The sequence below is a fragment of the Streptomyces sp. NPDC002851 genome (assembly GCF_053591935.1).
Window position 1 is genome coordinate 202,902 of record NZ_JBSFUT010000011.1, and the last position, 14,944, is coordinate 217,845.

Consider the following 14,944-nt stretch of genomic DNA (forward strand, 5'->3'; position numbering starts at 1 on the left):
GTAACGGAGTTACTTCTTGTAATGGAGTTGGCGTCCGGGGGCGGCGGCGGTGTCGCGAGCTCCTCTGAGCCGGGGCAGGAACACTCCGCGCAACAGGGGAAAGAGCAGGCCGCGCGGCATATGGCGGCCCGCCAGGTACTGGACCTTGGCGACCGGGCCCGGCACCGCGAGGCGGCGGCCGCGCGTCATGGCCCCAAGGCCCGACTCGGCCACCCGCTGGGGGGACAGCCAGGCGAGCAGCTTCTGCCGCTGCAGGTCCGGGATGCCCCCCACGTCGTAGAAATTGGTGCGCACCGGGCCGGGCGCGAGCAGCGTGCACGTCACCCCGGTGCCGCGCAGTTCCGCGTGCAGGGATTCGGCGAGGGTGTTGGCGAACGCCTTGGTCGCCGCGTACGTGGCCGCGGTCGGCACGGGCTGGCAGCCTGCGGTCGACCCGGTGACCAGGATCCGGCCGGTGCCGCGGGCCAGCATGCCCGGAAGGACGGCGTGGATCACCTCGTGCAGGGCGACGACGTTGACCTGCACCTCGGCGGCCTCGGCGGCCGGGTCGTTCTCGGTGAGCGGGCCGCAGGTGGGAAAGCCCGCGTTGGCGCACAGCACGGACACGGGCACGTGCGCCAGTTCCCGGGCGAGGTCGCCGCGGGCCTCGGGGTCCGCGAGGTCGCACGTCCGCACGCGCACCTCGGCCGCACAGGTGTCCGTCAGCTCCTTGGCCAGAGCCTCCAGTTGGCCGGTGGAGCGGGCGATGAGCCACAGGTCGAAGCCGCGGGCGGCCAGGCCGCGGGCGAGCCAGGCGCCGATGCCGGACGAGGCACCGGTGACGACGGCCGAGGGACGGGCAGCCGAGGGACGGGCAGCGCTCATGAGACGGCTCCCGACGACGCCACCGGCAGAGTGCCGGACAGGGCCGACGTCGCCGCGGCGGGGGCGCCGAGGTGGGCCGCGAGGCGGACGGCCGCGGCGCCGCCCGTCCTGGCGCACGCTTCGATGGCGACGCCCTGGATGTAGTCCCCGGCGAGTTCGAGCCCGGGGACGGCGGCGACGCCGTGGCGGACCTCCGCGAGGAACTGGGCGTGGTAGGGGACGTATCCGCTGTACGCGGCCTGCCAGTGCTTGACGAGGGTGTGGACGCGTTCGGCGCGCGGCGCCCCCAGGTGGCGGCGCAGGGTCGCTTCGGTGTCGCTGGTCAGGCGGTCGATGGCGGCGGGGCTCAGGTCGGTGAGCCGCCCCCTGCGTCCGCTGTAGGTGTAGCGGACGATGTGCCGCTCGTTCTTGCCGTACGAACCGGCGTTGCTGCACGGCCCGTCGTCCATGGCGAGGGCGCGTACCTCTTCGTTGAACATGTTCCGGTCGTATTCGACGAGGACGACGGTGGACGGGAAGTAGCGGACGCCCGAGAGGCTGCGGGCGAGCGCGGGGTGGGTGCCGCGCAGGATGTCGGCGGTGGCGTAGGCGGGCGTGGCGATGACGACACCGTCGTATGCGACGTCCTCGGCGGGCGCCCCGTTGCGGGTGAGGCGCAGTCCGGCGACCTCTCCCCCGCGGATGACCAGGGATTCGACGCGCGTGCCCAGGCGTACGGGGACGCGCTTGGCGAAGGCGTCGAGCGCGGGCTGGATGCCGTCGGCAAGCTGGTCGTAGTGGTCCATCAGCATCGCCAGGTTGGTGCCGAAGGTGCCGGGGTTGACCTCGTCGGGTTCGGCGCCGTTGTTACGGATCACCATGGGCCGGATCAGCATGTCCGTCAGCTCGGGCCCGAAGAAGGAGCTGAGCGGGGCGTGGTCGTGCCGCCGGGACAGCGCGGAGAAGTAGCGCGAGCCGAGGAAGCGGTTGGTGTCGTCGAGCCGGATGCGGGCGGCCATCGCCGCCAGGCGGGCGAAGTCCCGGGTCGAGCCCATCTTCCGGATGTTCGCGAGGGTCCGGCCGCGGCGCTCGCTGTCCAGGGTGAGGATCTTGCCGTTCTTCAGGCGGGAGGCGTTGTAGCCGAACGAGTCGTACGCGTCGACGCCGAGTTCGGCGGTGAAGCGGCGGAACTCCGTGTAGCGGCGGCCGATGTTCTTTCCGCCGGTCATGACCTGCCGGTCGCCGAGGCGGTCCACGCCGAAGCGGCCACCGAGGGTGTCGGCCGCCTCGACGACCTCGACGGAGTAGCCGAGCAGCGCCAGACGGAGGGCCGCGTTCAGGCCGGATATGCCCGAGCCGACGACGGCGATCCGCGGCTCGCTTCCGGTCCGTCGTGCTGTCCATTGTGCTGTTCGTGCGCCAGCCATGTTCACTCTCCGGGTACGCGGGTCGCCTGAGGGTCGGGAAGGAGCTCGATGCGGCCCCGGACGACGTCCTGTCCGAACTGCCGCAGGGCGACGGCGACTTGGATCCGCCCTTCGGCGTCGGGACGTCCCGGCGTGGCCTCGTAGGTGAGGTCTGCCTCGAACTCTGCGAAGTCGAGGAAGGCCGCCTCGCAGCCGACCGCGAGGGCGTCCGGGGAGCGGAGGGCCCCGCTCCGGCAGGCCGCGGCCACGGCGGCCTGCCGCATGCCTTCGACCATGAGCGGGCCGGGGACGTGGTCGTAATCGTGGTCGAAGAAGGCGGGGTGGGTGCGGTCGATGGCGAGCAGGTAGCGAGCCGTACCGTCACCGTCCGTCGCCTCGTCCGCCGCCTCGTCCGCCGCCGCCGCGATCACAACGTTCCGCGGGTCGGCCCGGCCCACCAGGGCGGGGGCGAGGGCGGGGGCGGCGGTCGGGCGGGCGGTGTCCACCGGCTTCTGGGCGCGCTGGAAGGAGCGGAGGACGTCGTAGTCCTCCTGCGTCATGAAGGCGAGGTCCGTGTCCAGCGTCAGCGCCGTACGGCCGCCGACGGTGACGGTCCCCTCCAGGGCCATGCTCACCACGTCGCCGCCGCGGTCCTCACGGCTCACGACGCGGTAGCGCACCTGGCCCTGCAGCAGCCCGGTGCCGTCATGGGCGTACGCCGCGGGATCGCCGACCCGCAGGGCGACGCGCTGCAGGCTGAAGGGCAGCCCGACGGGCACCCCGATGTAGCGGTGCAGGAGCACGAAGATGGACTGCCGGGCGGCCTCGGCGGCGGCCAACGGGTCGTGGTGGCCGCGCAGTTGGTCGGACCAGAGCAGGTGGGCCCTGGGGACCTGGAAGGCGAGACAGAACTCCGTGGGCGAGAGCTGCGCCGAGTCGGTGACGAAGACCTCGCCGACCTGACTGCGGTGGGCCAGGGCGCGCGGCACGGTCTGCTCGTACTCCAGGGCGGCCTCCAGGGCGACCTCCGGGGCGACGCCGTCCGGTGGTCGCGGTGGCGGGAAGGCGGTGGGCAGGCTGTGGGTCATCGGCTCAACTCCGGTTCGGGAAGGTCCGGTTGTACGGCGGGTCGCACCGGGCCGCTCTGGTGGACGGGCCTGCGCATGGCGCGGCGGCGGGCGATCTCCGTGGCGGCGAGCGTCCGGAGCTCGCCGAGGACCGCGGTGCGCGGGGCGGTGCCGTGCCGCAGGAGGCTTCCGGTGGCGCGCAGGACGCGGGCCGGGCTGAGGACGCCCAGGACGGACGAGCGGTGGCTGAGCAGGTTGAGCAGCTCGTCCATCCCGCCCTTGGCGTGCAGTCTCCGTACGGCCTCGGGGACCAGGCCGGAGATCGGACCGGCCACGCCCAGGTCGGCGGCGAGCCCGTAGTACTCGGCGTAGGTGCGGTCCCGCCAGCGCACGAACTCCCTTGTCATACGGTCGAGTTCGGCGGTGGAGCGGTCGAGGGCCCGCTCGATGCGCGGGGCCAGGTGCTCCGCCTGGTGGAAGGCGTCGCCGATGCCGCGCCCGCCCGCCGGGTCCTTGAAGTGCCCGGCGTCGCCGAGCAGCACCCAGCCGGGCCCGGCGGCCTCCCGGAAGTATCCGAAGAAGCTGCGGATGCCGTAGATCCTGGTGGCCCGGTGGGCGCCCGCGAGGGCCTCGGCGATCGGGGGGCAGTGGTCCACGTGGGCGCGCAGGTTGGCTTCGAGGTCCTCGCGGAACCGGGCCCGCTCGTGCCGCTGCGGCGAGGCGCCCAGGATGTAGAGGCCGTTGTCGGCGGGGCCGCCCAGCATGTGCCGGTCGCCGAAGCGGTGGAAGACGAAGGCCGGGTCGTGGCCCGGGTCCGCGCCCTCGAAGTAGGTCCAGTAGTAGCTGCGTTCGCCGGGTACGACGTGGTAGCGGCGGGCGCCGGTGGCCTCGGCGACCCGGGAGTTCCGGCCGTCCGCGCCCACCACGAGGCGGGCCCGCAGGACGGTCTCGCGCTCGCCGTGCACGACCCGGACGCCCGCCACGCGGCCGTGCTCCTCGACGAGGCCGACCGCCTTGGTGCCGAGGCGGATCTCGGCGCCGTGCCGTGCGGCCGTCTCCACGAGGACGGGGTCGAGGAGTTCGCGCCGGATGCAGGCCGCCCCGCCCACGTCGCCGGGCTCCTGGGGCAGGGCCGTACGGCAGTGGAAGTCCTCAAGGCGGATGTCGATATGGCTCATGGTGCGCGCCCCGGCCGCCCGCAGCCGCTCCATCGCCCCCAATCGCTCCAGGAACGACAGGGAATCGGCCTGCAGGATGTTCGAGGACAGCGTGTGGCCGATCGTGGCGCTCTTGTCGACCACGACCACCCTGAGGCCGCGGGCCGCGAGGAGGGCCGCGAGCGAGGACCCGGCGCAGCGGGCGCCGACGATCACTACGTCGAAGTCCTCGGTCGGGGGCGAGGACTTGGGGCTCATGGGGTGCCTCCCCAGCGCACGGCCGCCGCGGCGGCGAAGTCCCCGGCGTGCGCGAACCCGGACATCATCACGAGGTCGCCCTCGCGCAGCTCGCCGGCGCGGGCCGCCTGGTCGAGGGTGATGGGGACGGCCGCGCCGTAGAGGTTGCCGAAGCGGTCGAAGGTGTCGAGGTGGCGTTCGGGCTTGAGGTCCAGGGCCTCGCGCCAGTTCTTCAGGAAGATCCGGTTGGGCTGGTTGGTGACGAGTACGTCGATGTCGGCGGGGCGTTCGTCGATGTCCACGCAGAGTTCCCGGACCAGTTCGGGCACCAGGGAGTTGCCGCGCTCGAGGATCTCGGTGGTCTTCGTCGGGTCGAACTCGATGTCCATCTGGCCGGTGCCGGGCTCCCAGAACTTGCGTCCGTCGGGGGTCTTCAGGCCGAGGTCGAAGGCGTACTCGGGAATGCTGCGGGTACGCACCCCGAGCACCGGCGAGGGGGCGTCGGCCGCCAGGTAGGCCACGCCGCAGCCGTCCCCGGGGATCGACGCGTGCGAGCGCGTGCGGACCTCGGACTGCGTGAACATCCGGCCCGCGATGTTCTGCACATTGGCGATCAGGGCGGTGCGCGCCGCCCCGTCGGCCATGATCTTCTGAGCCAGCCGCACCATGTACATGAAGGAGGCGCAGCCGCCGTTGTGGAGGTCCACGATCCACTCGGGGTCGATGCCGAGCCGGTGCGCGGCCTGTGCGCCGATGCCGGTGAACAGCTCGTCCGGAAGCAGCACGTTGGTGATGAGGATGTCGACGTTGCCGTACGGCTCCCGGCCGAGCCGTTCGAAGATCGGCCGGGCCGCCTTTTCGATCATCTCTGCCGCGCTGTCGTCGCGGGCCGCGTGGTGGCGGGTGGGCGGCACCCGGAACAGGGGCGAGTCCGCCAGCGGGTCCACCGGCGCTTCCTCGTCCAGGAAGAACTCGGGCCCCACCACGGTTTCGGGCAGGTGGCTCCCGAAGTCGACTATGCCGACGGGCTGCATGGCGTTTCCTTTCCAAGTCCGAGTCCAGGTCCGTGTCCAGGTCCGAGCCAGTCCTCGATGGCCCGCGCGGTGTCGGTGGCGTGCTCTTCGAGGATCGAGAAGTGGTCGCCGGGGATCGTGGTGACGCGGTGCGCCGTGCGCCACAGCGGCCAGGCGGCGCTGCCCGGGGCGTCGGGCCGGTCTTTCGCGGTGAGGAGCAGCGTGGGGGCCCGCACGGGGTCGGGGCGCCATCCGTCGAGCAGGCCGAGATAGCCGCCCATGGCCAGGACGTTGCCGTCGTGGAGGTCGACACCGGCGCTCTCGCGGGCGAGGATGCTGCCCATCGCCCAGCCGAACACCTGGGCGGCCGGGCCGGTTTCGGGCTCGTAGGTGTCGATGAGCACGACACCGGCGACCCGGTGCCCGGCGCGTTCCAGGCAGGCGGCCACGGCGTGGGCGAGCGCCCCGCCGATCGAATGGCCGACCAGGAGCACGGGGGCGCCGTCGGCCACCCGCACGGCGACGGCGGCGAGGCTGTCGACGGCCGCGCGCCAGGTCGCGGGCAGCGGCTGCGCCGGGCCGAACCCGGGCAGGTTGAGCGCCCACATCCGTGACCTGCGCGCGAACCCCGCGGCGAACCGCGCGTACTGGTGGGGCCCGGACCCGGCCAGGAAGGACGGGACGCAGACGACGACGGGCGCCTCGGAGCCACCGGAACCGCCGGAGCCACCAGACCCATCGGACGCATCGGAGCCAGCGGATCCAGCGGAGCCATCAGAAACGAGGACGGCCTCCGGCTGTTCGTCGGGCCGTGTCGGGGCGGAGGTGAAGGAGGGCAGGCGCCGGGCGGCCTCGCTCAACTGCGGGACGGCAGCGGGCAGTTCGCCCCGGGCGTGGGCGTCGCGAAGGAACCGGGTGTACGTGCCTTCGGCGGCGGACTGGCCAGGGCCTGTCGTCACGCTCCCGCCGTCGCTCGAAGGGCGGCCGCGCGGCGTCTGGTGCGTGCGATCGCAAGGCGCCGGAGCGTCCTCGTGGCGGAGCCACGTGGGCGGTTCGGCAACGCCGCGAGCGTGCGTGCCAGGCGTCGCGCGGCAGTCGGAGGAACGGTCGGCGAGCAGGTGCCGCAGGTGCTCGGCGAGCGCGGCCGGGGTGGGGTGGTCGACCAGGAGGGTCGCGGGCAGTTCGAGGCCGGTGGCGACGGACAGGCGGCGCTGCAGCCGTACGGCGGCGAGCGAGGTGACGCCGAGCTCCCGCAGGGTCGCCTGCTCGTCGAGGTCCGCGTCCGCCGCTTCGCCGAGCACGAGGCTCGTCTGGGTCCGGACCAGGGTCAGCGCGTCCGCGGGGCCGAGCCGTCCGGACGCCTGCGGCTCGGACTGCGGCTCGGGCTCCGGTTCGGATTGCGGCTCGGGCTGCGGCCGGGCCTGTGGCGTCTGCCGTACGCCCGGGCCCTCGACCCAGTAGCGGCGCCCCTGGAACGGGTAGGTCGGCAGGGGCACCCGGCGCGCCGCCGAGGGCTCGAAGAGCCCGGCGAGGTCGCCGCCCGCGCCGTGGGCGTGCAGCTCGGCGAGGGCCGTGAGCAGGGTCTCGGGCTCCGGACCGCGGCGGTGCAGGGCCGTGGCGAGTACGGCCTTGGCCGGGTCCTCCAGGCAGTGCTCGGCCATGCCGGTGAGGACGCCGTCGGGCCCCAGTTCCAGGTAGGCGGTGGCTCCCGCGCGCTCCACGTGACGTACGGAGTCGTGGAAGCGGACCGGCTGTTCGGCCTGGGCGGCCCAGTAATCGGGGTTGGCGAGGGTGGCGGCATCGGCGGTCGCGCCGGTGACGTTGGAGATCACGGGCACGGCCGGGGCGCGGAACTCCAGCTTCGCGGCCAGGGCGGCGAGTTCGTCCACCATGGGCCGCACCAGCGGCGAGTGGAAGGCGTGGCTCACCCGGAGGCGGCGGGTGCGGCGGCCGCGTTCGCGCCACTGCCGCTGCCAGTCGAGGAGCTCCTCGCGCGGCCCGGACACGACCGTGGATTCCGGTCCGTTCACAGCCGCTACGGCGAGTTCGGCACCGCCGTGGCGCAGGCTCTCGCGTACCTCTTCCTCCGTCGCCTCGACCACCGCCATCGCGCCCGCGGCGGGCAGCGCCTGCATGAGCCGGCCGCGGGCGGCGACCAGGGCGCTGGCGTCCGCCAGGGACAGGGCTCCGGCGGCGTGCACGGCCGCGAGCTCGCCCACGGAGTGCCCGATCAGGAAGTCCGGGCGGAACCCCCAGGAGTCGACCAGGCGGTACAGAGCGACTTCGAGGGCGAACAGGGCGGGCTGGGTGAAGTCCGTACGGTGCAGGAGCTCCGCCTCCTCGGTGCCGTCGGCGGCGAACAGCACCGGGCGCAGCGGCCGGTCGAGATGGCGGTCGAGCTCGGCGCACACCTCGTCGAGGAGCCGGTCGAACTCGGGGTGGGCGGCGGCGAGTTCACGCCCCGCGCCGGGCCGCTGGGCGCCCTGCCCGGTGAAGAGGAAGGCCGCCTTGGCGCGGCGCGGGGCCGTGCCGCGAACGACGCCAAGGGGCAGCTCGCCACGGCCGAGCGACGCAAGGCCGTCGAGCAGTTCGGGGCGGGTACGGCCCATGACCACCGCACGGTGCTCGAAGCGGGACCGGGTCAGGGCGAGCGCGGCGCCCACTTCGGTGGGGGTGGCGTGCGGGCGGTCTTCGAGCCAGGCGTGCAGCCGTGCGGCCTGTGCGTCGAGCGCGGCCGGTGACTTCGCCGAGAGGACCCACGGCACCGGGAGGCCGGTCGGCTCGGGTGCGGGGCCGGGCCGCGACGCCTCTTCCGGGGCCTGTGCCGGAGCCTCCGTCGCGTCCTCCGCCGGGGCCTCCTCCACGATCACGTGGGCGTTGCTGCCGCTGATGCCGAACGCCGAGACGGCGGCCCGCCGGGTGCGGCCTTCGGTGCGCGGCCAGGGGACCGGCTCGGTAAGGAGCTCGATGCCGCCCGAGGACCAGTCGGCCTTGTCGGTTGGGCGGTCCACGTGCAGCGTCCGCGGCAGCACCTGGTGCCGCAGGGCCTGCACCATCTTGATCAGGCCGCCGATACCGGCCGCGGCCTGGCTGTGCCCGATGTTGGACTTCAACGAGCCGAGCCGCAGCGGGCGCCCGGCCGGACGGTCCTGGCCGTACACCGCCTGCAACGCGTCGATCTCGATCGGGTCGCCAAGCGTGGTGCCCGTGCCGTGCCCCTCCACGGCGTCCACGTCCCGCGCCCGCAGCCGGGCGTTGTGCAGCGCCTGGGTGATGACCCGTTGCTGCGCAAGGCCGTTGGGGGCGGTCAGGCCGTTGCTGGCGCCGTCCTGGTTGATCGCCGTGCCCGGGATCAGGGCGTACACCCGGTGGTTGTTGCGGCGGGCGTCGCTGAGGCGTTCCAGGAGTACGACGCCGACCCCCTCGGCCCAGCCGGTGCCCTCGGCGGCCTGGGCGTACGCCCGGCAGCGGCCGTCCGGGGACAGGCCGCGCTGTCGGCTGAACTCCGTGAGCACCCCGGTCGTGGACATGACAGTTACACCACCGGCGAGAGCCAGCGAGCACTCCCCCTGCCGCAGCCCCTGAGCCGCCAGATGCACGGCCGTCAGCGACGCCGAGCAGGCCGTGTCGATGGTCAGGGTGGGGCCCTCGAAGCCGAAGGCGTACGCGACCCGTCCGGCGAGGACGCTGCCCGCGGTGCCGGTCCCCCAGTAGCCCTCGAGGTCACCGCCCCCGGAGCGGGCGAGGACCTCGTAGTCCTGGCCACTGGTGCCCACATAGACGCCGGTGGCCGAGGACCGCAGTGCCGCCGGGTCGACGCCCGCGTCTTCCAGGGTCTCCCACACCGTCTGCAGCAGCAGGCGCTGCTGCGGGTCCATGGCCGTCGCCTCGGTGCGCCCGATGCCGAAGAAGTCCGCGTCGAACTCGGCGACGCCGTCCAGGAATCCGCCCGCGCGGGCGTAGGCCGTCCCCGGGCGGTCGGGGTCCGCGTCGTACAACGCCTCCAGGTCCCAGCCACGGTCGCGCGGCAGGTCCGACACCACGTCACGGCACGTGGCCACCACGTCCCACAGGTCGGCGGCGGAGGCCACCGCGCCCGGGTAGCGGCAGCCCATGCCCACCACCGCGATCGGGTCCTGGCCGCGCCGCTCCGCCTTGCTCAACTGCTCGCGGGTGTACTGCAGTTCGGCGGTGACGCGCTTGAGGTACCGCAGAGTTCTGTCGTCCGGCATGGCTCAACGCACTCCTAGATCGTTGTCGATCAGGTCGAAGACCTCTTCGGCGGTGGCCGAGCCGATCCGGTCGGCCAGCCCGTCGGTTCCGGCGCCGGGCCCGGTCCCGTCGTCGCCGAGCAGGGCGAGCAGGGACCGCAGCCGCTCGCCGATGTCGGCGCTTTCGGCGCTTTCGGCCTCGGCGATCGACGGCAGCTGTGCGGCGATCCGGTCAAGCTCCGCCAGGACGCCCGCCGTCGTACGTACGTCATCCGCTGCCGTACGTACGTCCTCGCGGTCCGGGTCGCGCGACGGGAGGCCGCTCGACGGGAGCAGGGAGCGCAGATGTCCGGACAGGTCGGCGGCGGTGGGGTGGCTGAACACCAGCGTGGAGGGCAGGGCGAGGCCGGTGGCCCGGCTCAGCAGGTTGCGCAGCCGCACCGCGCCGAGCGAGTCGAGGCCCAGGTCCTTGAACGGCAGGCCGGGGTCCACCGCGTCGGCGCTCTCGAACCCGAGGACGGTGGCCGCCTTGGCCAGGACCGTCTCCAGGAGCAGCGCCTCCCGCTGCTCCTCGTCGAGGGCCGTCAGACGGGCTGCCAGGTCTTCGCCCGGCGCCTGAGCCGGTCCCGCGGCGGGGACGAGGGACCGCAGCACCGCGGGAAGGGTGCTCTCGCGCGCCTGGGCCCGCAGCATCCCCAGGTCGAGCCGGGCCGGAACGAGCAGCGCCGGGCCCGCGCCGTGCACCGCGTCGAAGAGGCGCAGCCCCTCCTCGGTGGCCAGCGGCGCGAGTCCCGAGCGGCCGAGGCGGGCCACGTCCGCGCCGCCGAGGTGCCGGGTCATGTCGCTCTCCTGCTCCCACAGGCCCCAGGCGAGCGATACGGCGGGCAGGCCCTGGGCGCGCCGCCACTGGGCGAGCGTGTCCAGGAAGGTGTTGGCCGCCGCGTAGTTGCCCTGTGCGGGGCCGCCGAACGTACCGGCGACGGAGGAGTACAGGACGAAGGAGGAGAGCGGCAGATCCTCGGTGAGCCGGTGCAGCAGGAGCGCCGCGTCGACCTTGGGCCGCAGGACGCGGTCCAGGCGCTCGGGCGTGAGCGATTCGATCAGGCCGTCGTCGAGCACGCCCGCGGAGTGGATCACCGCGGTGAGGGGGTGCGCCGCGGGTACGGACTCCAGGAGCGCCTTCATCTCCTCCGGATCGGCGGCGTCACAGGCGGCGACGGTGATCTCGGCGCCGAGCGCGGTGAGTTCGCGCTCGAGCTCCGCCGCGCCCGCTGCCGCACGCCCCTGTCGGCTGACGAGCAGCAGGTGCCGGGCGCCGTGCGTGGCCACCAGGTGGCGCGCGGTCCAGGAGCCGATGCCGCTGGTGCCTCCGGTGATCAGGACGGTGCCGTCCGGGTCGAAGGCGAGGGGGCCGCCTCCGGCGTCGCGGGCCCGGACCAGGCGCGGTGCGTACAGGACGCCGTCGCGGACGGCCAGTTGGGGCTCGCCCGTGGCGAGGGCGGCGGGCAGCAGTTCGGTACCGGAGTTCTCCAGGTCCACGAGCACGAACCGGCCCGGGTGCTCGGACTGCGCGCTGCGCACCAGGCCCCACAGCGGTGCCATCGCCGGGTCCGCGACCGCGTCCGCCTCGGTGGCCACGGTCCACCGGCTCAGGAACACGAGGCGGGCGGCGGCCAGGCGCTCGTCGGCGAGCCAGCTCCGCAGCAGCTCCAGGTCCTGCCGGGCCCGGGCGCGTATCGTCTCCGCGTCGAGGACGCCGCCCGCCGCTGGGCCGGGCACGAGGACGGCGTCCGGGACGGGGGCGCCCGCGTCGAGCGCTTGGGTCAGCGCGATCAGGTCCGGGTACGTCTTGGCGTCCGGCAGGCCCTGATGCGTCTTGGCGTCCGGCAGGCCGTGCCCGTCCCCGCCGAGCACCGCCCAGGTCGACGGCGCCGCGGCGGCCGCGGGGTCCGGCACCGCGGTCCACTCGAGGCGGTACAGGGAGTCGCCGACCGTACGGGCCGAGGCCAGGGCCGACGGGTCCACCGGACGGGCCACGACCGAGTCGACCGAGACCACCGGGGTGCCCCGCTCGTCGGTGGCCGTCATCCGGAAGGTGCCCTCGCCGAGCGTGCTGAGCCGGACCCGGAGCCGGGTGCTGCCGGACTGCGCGAGGCGCACTCCGGACCAGGTGAAGGGCAGCCAGGCCGTGTCCGGTCCGCCCCGTGGTCCGGTGAGTTCGGTGAGCCGGGCGTGGAAGGCGGCGTCGAGGAGCGCCGGATGGATGCCGAAGCCCGCGCGGTCGACCGTCTCGGGAAGCTCGACCTCGGCGAGGACGCTGTCGCCGTGCCGCCAGGCGGCGCGCAGCCCCCGGAAACCGGGGCCATAGCCGAAGCCGCGCTCCCCGAGCCGGTCGTAGAGCCCGCCGAGGTCCAGGGGAGTGGACTCCGGGGGCGGCCAGGAGGCGTACGGGAAGGGGGCGTTGACAGGAGAGGGCTGGGGAGAGGTCTGGACGGTGGGGGCCGGGGCCAGGGACCCGGTGGCGTGGCAGGTCCACTGTCCGTCGTGGGCCGCCTGTGGGTCGCCGTCCTCGGCCGGGCGCGAGTGCACCGAGAACCCGTACCGGCCGCCCTCCCCCATGGCCCGGACCGTCAGCTGTACGTCGACCCGGTCCTCCGCGCCGAGCGCAAGGGGTTCCTGGAGCGTCAGCTCCTCGACGGTGCCGCAGCCGGTGTGCGCGGCCGCGAGCGCGGCCAGGTCGACGAAGGCGGTGCCCGGCACCAGGACCGTGCCGTACACGGCGTGGTCGTCCAGCCAGGCGTGGGTCTGCCGGTCGAGGCGCCCGGTGAACAACCGGCCCTCGCCGTCGGCGAGTTCGGTCTGCGCGGTGAGCAGCGGATGCCCCGTGGGGCGCAGGCCGCTGCCGGTGCCGATGCCGGTGTCCGGGCGCGGAGCGGGCCAGTAGCGCCGCGTCTGGAAGGGGTACGTGGGCAGCTCGACGCCGCGCGCGTCGGCCGCGTCGAACACGGTGTCCCACGCCACCGGCACGCCCCGCGTGTCCGCCTCGGCGAGCGCAGCGGTGAAGCGCCGTACGTCGTCGCCGCGTTCCAAGGAGCCGATGACCGCCGGGGGTACGCCGCCGGGGCCGACGAGGGCCGCCGGGATCTGCTCCACGATCTGCTCCACGGCGACGGTGAGCACCGGGTGCGGGCTGATCTCGACGAAGGCGGTGCAGCCGGAGTCGAGCAGGCCGCGCACCGTCTCCTCGAAGCGCACCGGCCGACGCAGGTTGCGGTGCCAGTACCCGGCGTCGAGTCCGGCCGTGTCGAACTCGGCCGCGGTGACCGTCGAGTGGAAGCGGATGGCGCCGGTGCGCGGTGCGACCGGGGCGAGGACCTCGGTCAGGCGCTCCCGCAGCTGCTCGACGTGCGGGGAGTGCGATGCGTAGTCGACGGGTATGCGCCGGGCCCAGATGTCGTCCCGCGCGCACGCCTCGAGGAGTTCGGCCAGGGCATCGGAGTCGCCGGACACCACCGTGGACGCGGGGCCGTTGACCGCGGCGACCGAGATCCGCTCGGCCAGAGGCTCCAGAATCGGGCGCAGGCGCTCGGGAGTCGCGGTGACGGACACCATCCCGCCCCCGCCCGCCATGGCGGCGATCTCGCGGCTGCGCAGCGCCACGATGCGGGCGGCGTCCTCGAGCGACAGGCCCCCGGCGACGTACGCGGCGGCGATCTCGCCCTGCGAGTGGCCGATGACGGCGTCGGGGTGCACCCCGTGGTGGCGCCACAGGGCGGCCAGGGACACCATCACCGCGAACAGGGCGGGCTGTACGACGTCCACCCGGTCCAGGGGCGGCGCGTCCGGGGCGCCGCGCAGCACGTCGTCGAGCGACCAGTCGGTGTGCGGCGCGAGCGCGTCCGCGCAGGCCTTGAGCTCGGCGGCGAACACGGGGTGCGCGGCGGCGAGTTCGCGGCCCATGCCGAGCCACTGGGAGCCCTGGCCGGGGAAGACGAAGACGGTACGGCCGGTGCGCGCCTGGCCGATGGTCGTACGGGCCGTACGGGTCGTACGGGCGGTGCCGCCGCTGTCGCTGGTGCCGCGCGTCGTGTCGTCGCTCTCGCCGCGAACCAACGCCCGTAGCCCGCTGAGGAGTTCGTCGAGGGTGCTGCCGGTGACGGCCGCCCGGTGCTCGAAGCGGGCGCGGGTCAGCGCGAGCGCGGCGCCCACCCGCACCGGAGCGAGCTCGCCGCGGGCGGTCAGCTCCTTGTGCAGCCGCTCGGCCTGCGCGCGCAGCGCGGCCGGTGACTTCGCCGAGAGGAGCCACGGCACCGGGCCGGTCGGCCCGGTCGGCCCCGTCGGCTCAGGTACGGGGCCGGGCCGCGCCTCTTCCGGTGCCTCCTCGACGATCACGTGGGCGTTGGTGCCGCCGACGCCGAAGGCCGAGACCCCGGCCCGGCGGGCACGGTCGCCGGTGCGCGGCCAGGGCCGCGCCTCGGTGAGGAGCCGGACACCGCCCCCGGACCAGTTCGCCTTGTCCGTGGGCCGGTCCACGTGCAGGGTGCGCGGCAGTACCTGGTGCCGCAGGGCCTGCACCATCTTGATCAGGCCGCCGATACCGGCCGCGGCCTGGCTGTGCCCGATGTTGGACTTCAACGAGCCGAGCCGCAGCGGGCGCCCGGCCGGACGGTCCTGTCCGTACACCGCCTGCAACGCGTCGATCTCGATCGGGTCGCCAAGCGTGGTGCCCGTGCCGTGCCCCTCCACGGCGTCGACGTCCCGGGCCCGCAGCCGGGCGTCCTCGAGGGCCTGGGTGATGACGCGTTGCTGTGACGGCCCGTTGGGGGCGGTCAGGCCGTTGCTCGCGCCGTCCTGGTTGACCGCCGTGCCGCGCAGCACCGCGTACACCCGGTGGTTGTTGCGGCGGGCGTCGCTCAGCCGTTCCAGGAGTACGACGCCGACCCCCTCGGCCGCCGGTACGGGGGCACGTTGCGCACCCTCGTATGCGCCCTCGCCGGTGGCCATCCCGGC

Annotated in this window: 7 protein-coding genes; all 7 read right to left on the reverse strand. The window is 74.2% G+C overall.

Going from position 1 to position 14,944, the window contains the following annotated elements; genetic code table 11:
• Positions 1-9: 9 nt before the first annotated feature.
• On the reverse strand, positions 10-864 hold the full coding sequence (locus tag ACWD10_RS14825; protein WP_451090747.1) for an SDR family NAD(P)-dependent oxidoreductase: 855 nt from the start codon (positions 862-864) through the stop codon (positions 10-12).
• The gene (locus ACWD10_RS14830; RefSeq protein WP_451090749.1) at positions 861-2,270 is read right to left on the reverse strand and encodes an FAD-dependent oxidoreductase; all 1,410 of its coding nucleotides are present in this window, start codon (positions 2,268-2,270) and stop codon (positions 861-863) included. The genes ACWD10_RS14825 and ACWD10_RS14830 overlap by 4 nt, the downstream gene beginning before the upstream one ends.
• Positions 2,271-2,272: 2 nt before the next feature.
• Complete coding sequence (locus ACWD10_RS14835; RefSeq protein WP_451090751.1) at positions 2,273-3,337, reverse strand: AfsA-related hotdog domain-containing protein; 1,065 nt, start codon at positions 3,335-3,337, stop codon at positions 2,273-2,275.
• Positions 3,334-4,731 carry an NAD(P)/FAD-dependent oxidoreductase gene (locus ACWD10_RS14840; protein ID WP_451090753.1) on the reverse strand — a complete coding sequence of 466 codons (1,398 nt, stop codon included), beginning with the start codon at positions 4,729-4,731 and terminating at the stop codon, positions 3,334-3,336. The genes ACWD10_RS14835 and ACWD10_RS14840 overlap by 4 nt, the downstream gene beginning before the upstream one ends.
• Complete coding sequence (locus ACWD10_RS14845; protein WP_451090755.1) at positions 4,728-5,744, reverse strand: 3-oxoacyl-ACP synthase III family protein; 1,017 nt, start codon at positions 5,742-5,744, stop codon at positions 4,728-4,730. Before ACWD10_RS14845 ends, ACWD10_RS14840 begins: the two co-directional genes overlap by 4 nt.
• Entirely contained in the window at positions 5,726-9,955 is a 4,230-nt protein-coding gene (locus tag ACWD10_RS14850; RefSeq protein ID WP_451090757.1) for a type I polyketide synthase, read from the reverse strand. Before ACWD10_RS14850 ends, ACWD10_RS14845 begins: the two co-directional genes overlap by 19 nt.
• 3 nt (positions 9,956-9,958) lie before the next feature.
• The coding region (locus ACWD10_RS14855; protein WP_451090759.1) for an SDR family NAD(P)-dependent oxidoreductase at positions 9,959-14,944 on the reverse strand (4,986 nt) is incomplete at its 5' end.

Excerpts from the sequence above, each read along its gene's own strand:
- ACWD10_RS14825 (WP_451090747.1), bottom strand. The coding sequence starts at position 864 with ATGAGCGCTGCCCGTCCCTCGGCTGCCCGTCCCTCGGCCGTCGTCACC.
- ACWD10_RS14830 (WP_451090749.1), bottom strand. The coding sequence starts at position 2,270 with ATGGCTGGCGCACGAACAGCACAATGGACAGCACGACGGACCGGAAGC.
- ACWD10_RS14835 (WP_451090751.1), bottom strand. The coding sequence starts at position 3,337 with ATGACCCACAGCCTGCCCACCGCCTTCCCGCCACCGCGACCACCGGAC.
- ACWD10_RS14840 (WP_451090753.1), bottom strand. The coding sequence starts at position 4,731 with ATGAGCCCCAAGTCCTCGCCCCCGACCGAGGACTTCGACGTAGTGATC.
- ACWD10_RS14845 (WP_451090755.1), bottom strand. The coding sequence starts at position 5,744 with ATGCAGCCCGTCGGCATAGTCGACTTCGGGAGCCACCTGCCCGAAACC.
- ACWD10_RS14850 (WP_451090757.1), bottom strand. The coding sequence starts at position 9,955 with ATGCCGGACGACAGAACTCTGCGGTACCTCAAGCGCGTCACCGCCGAA.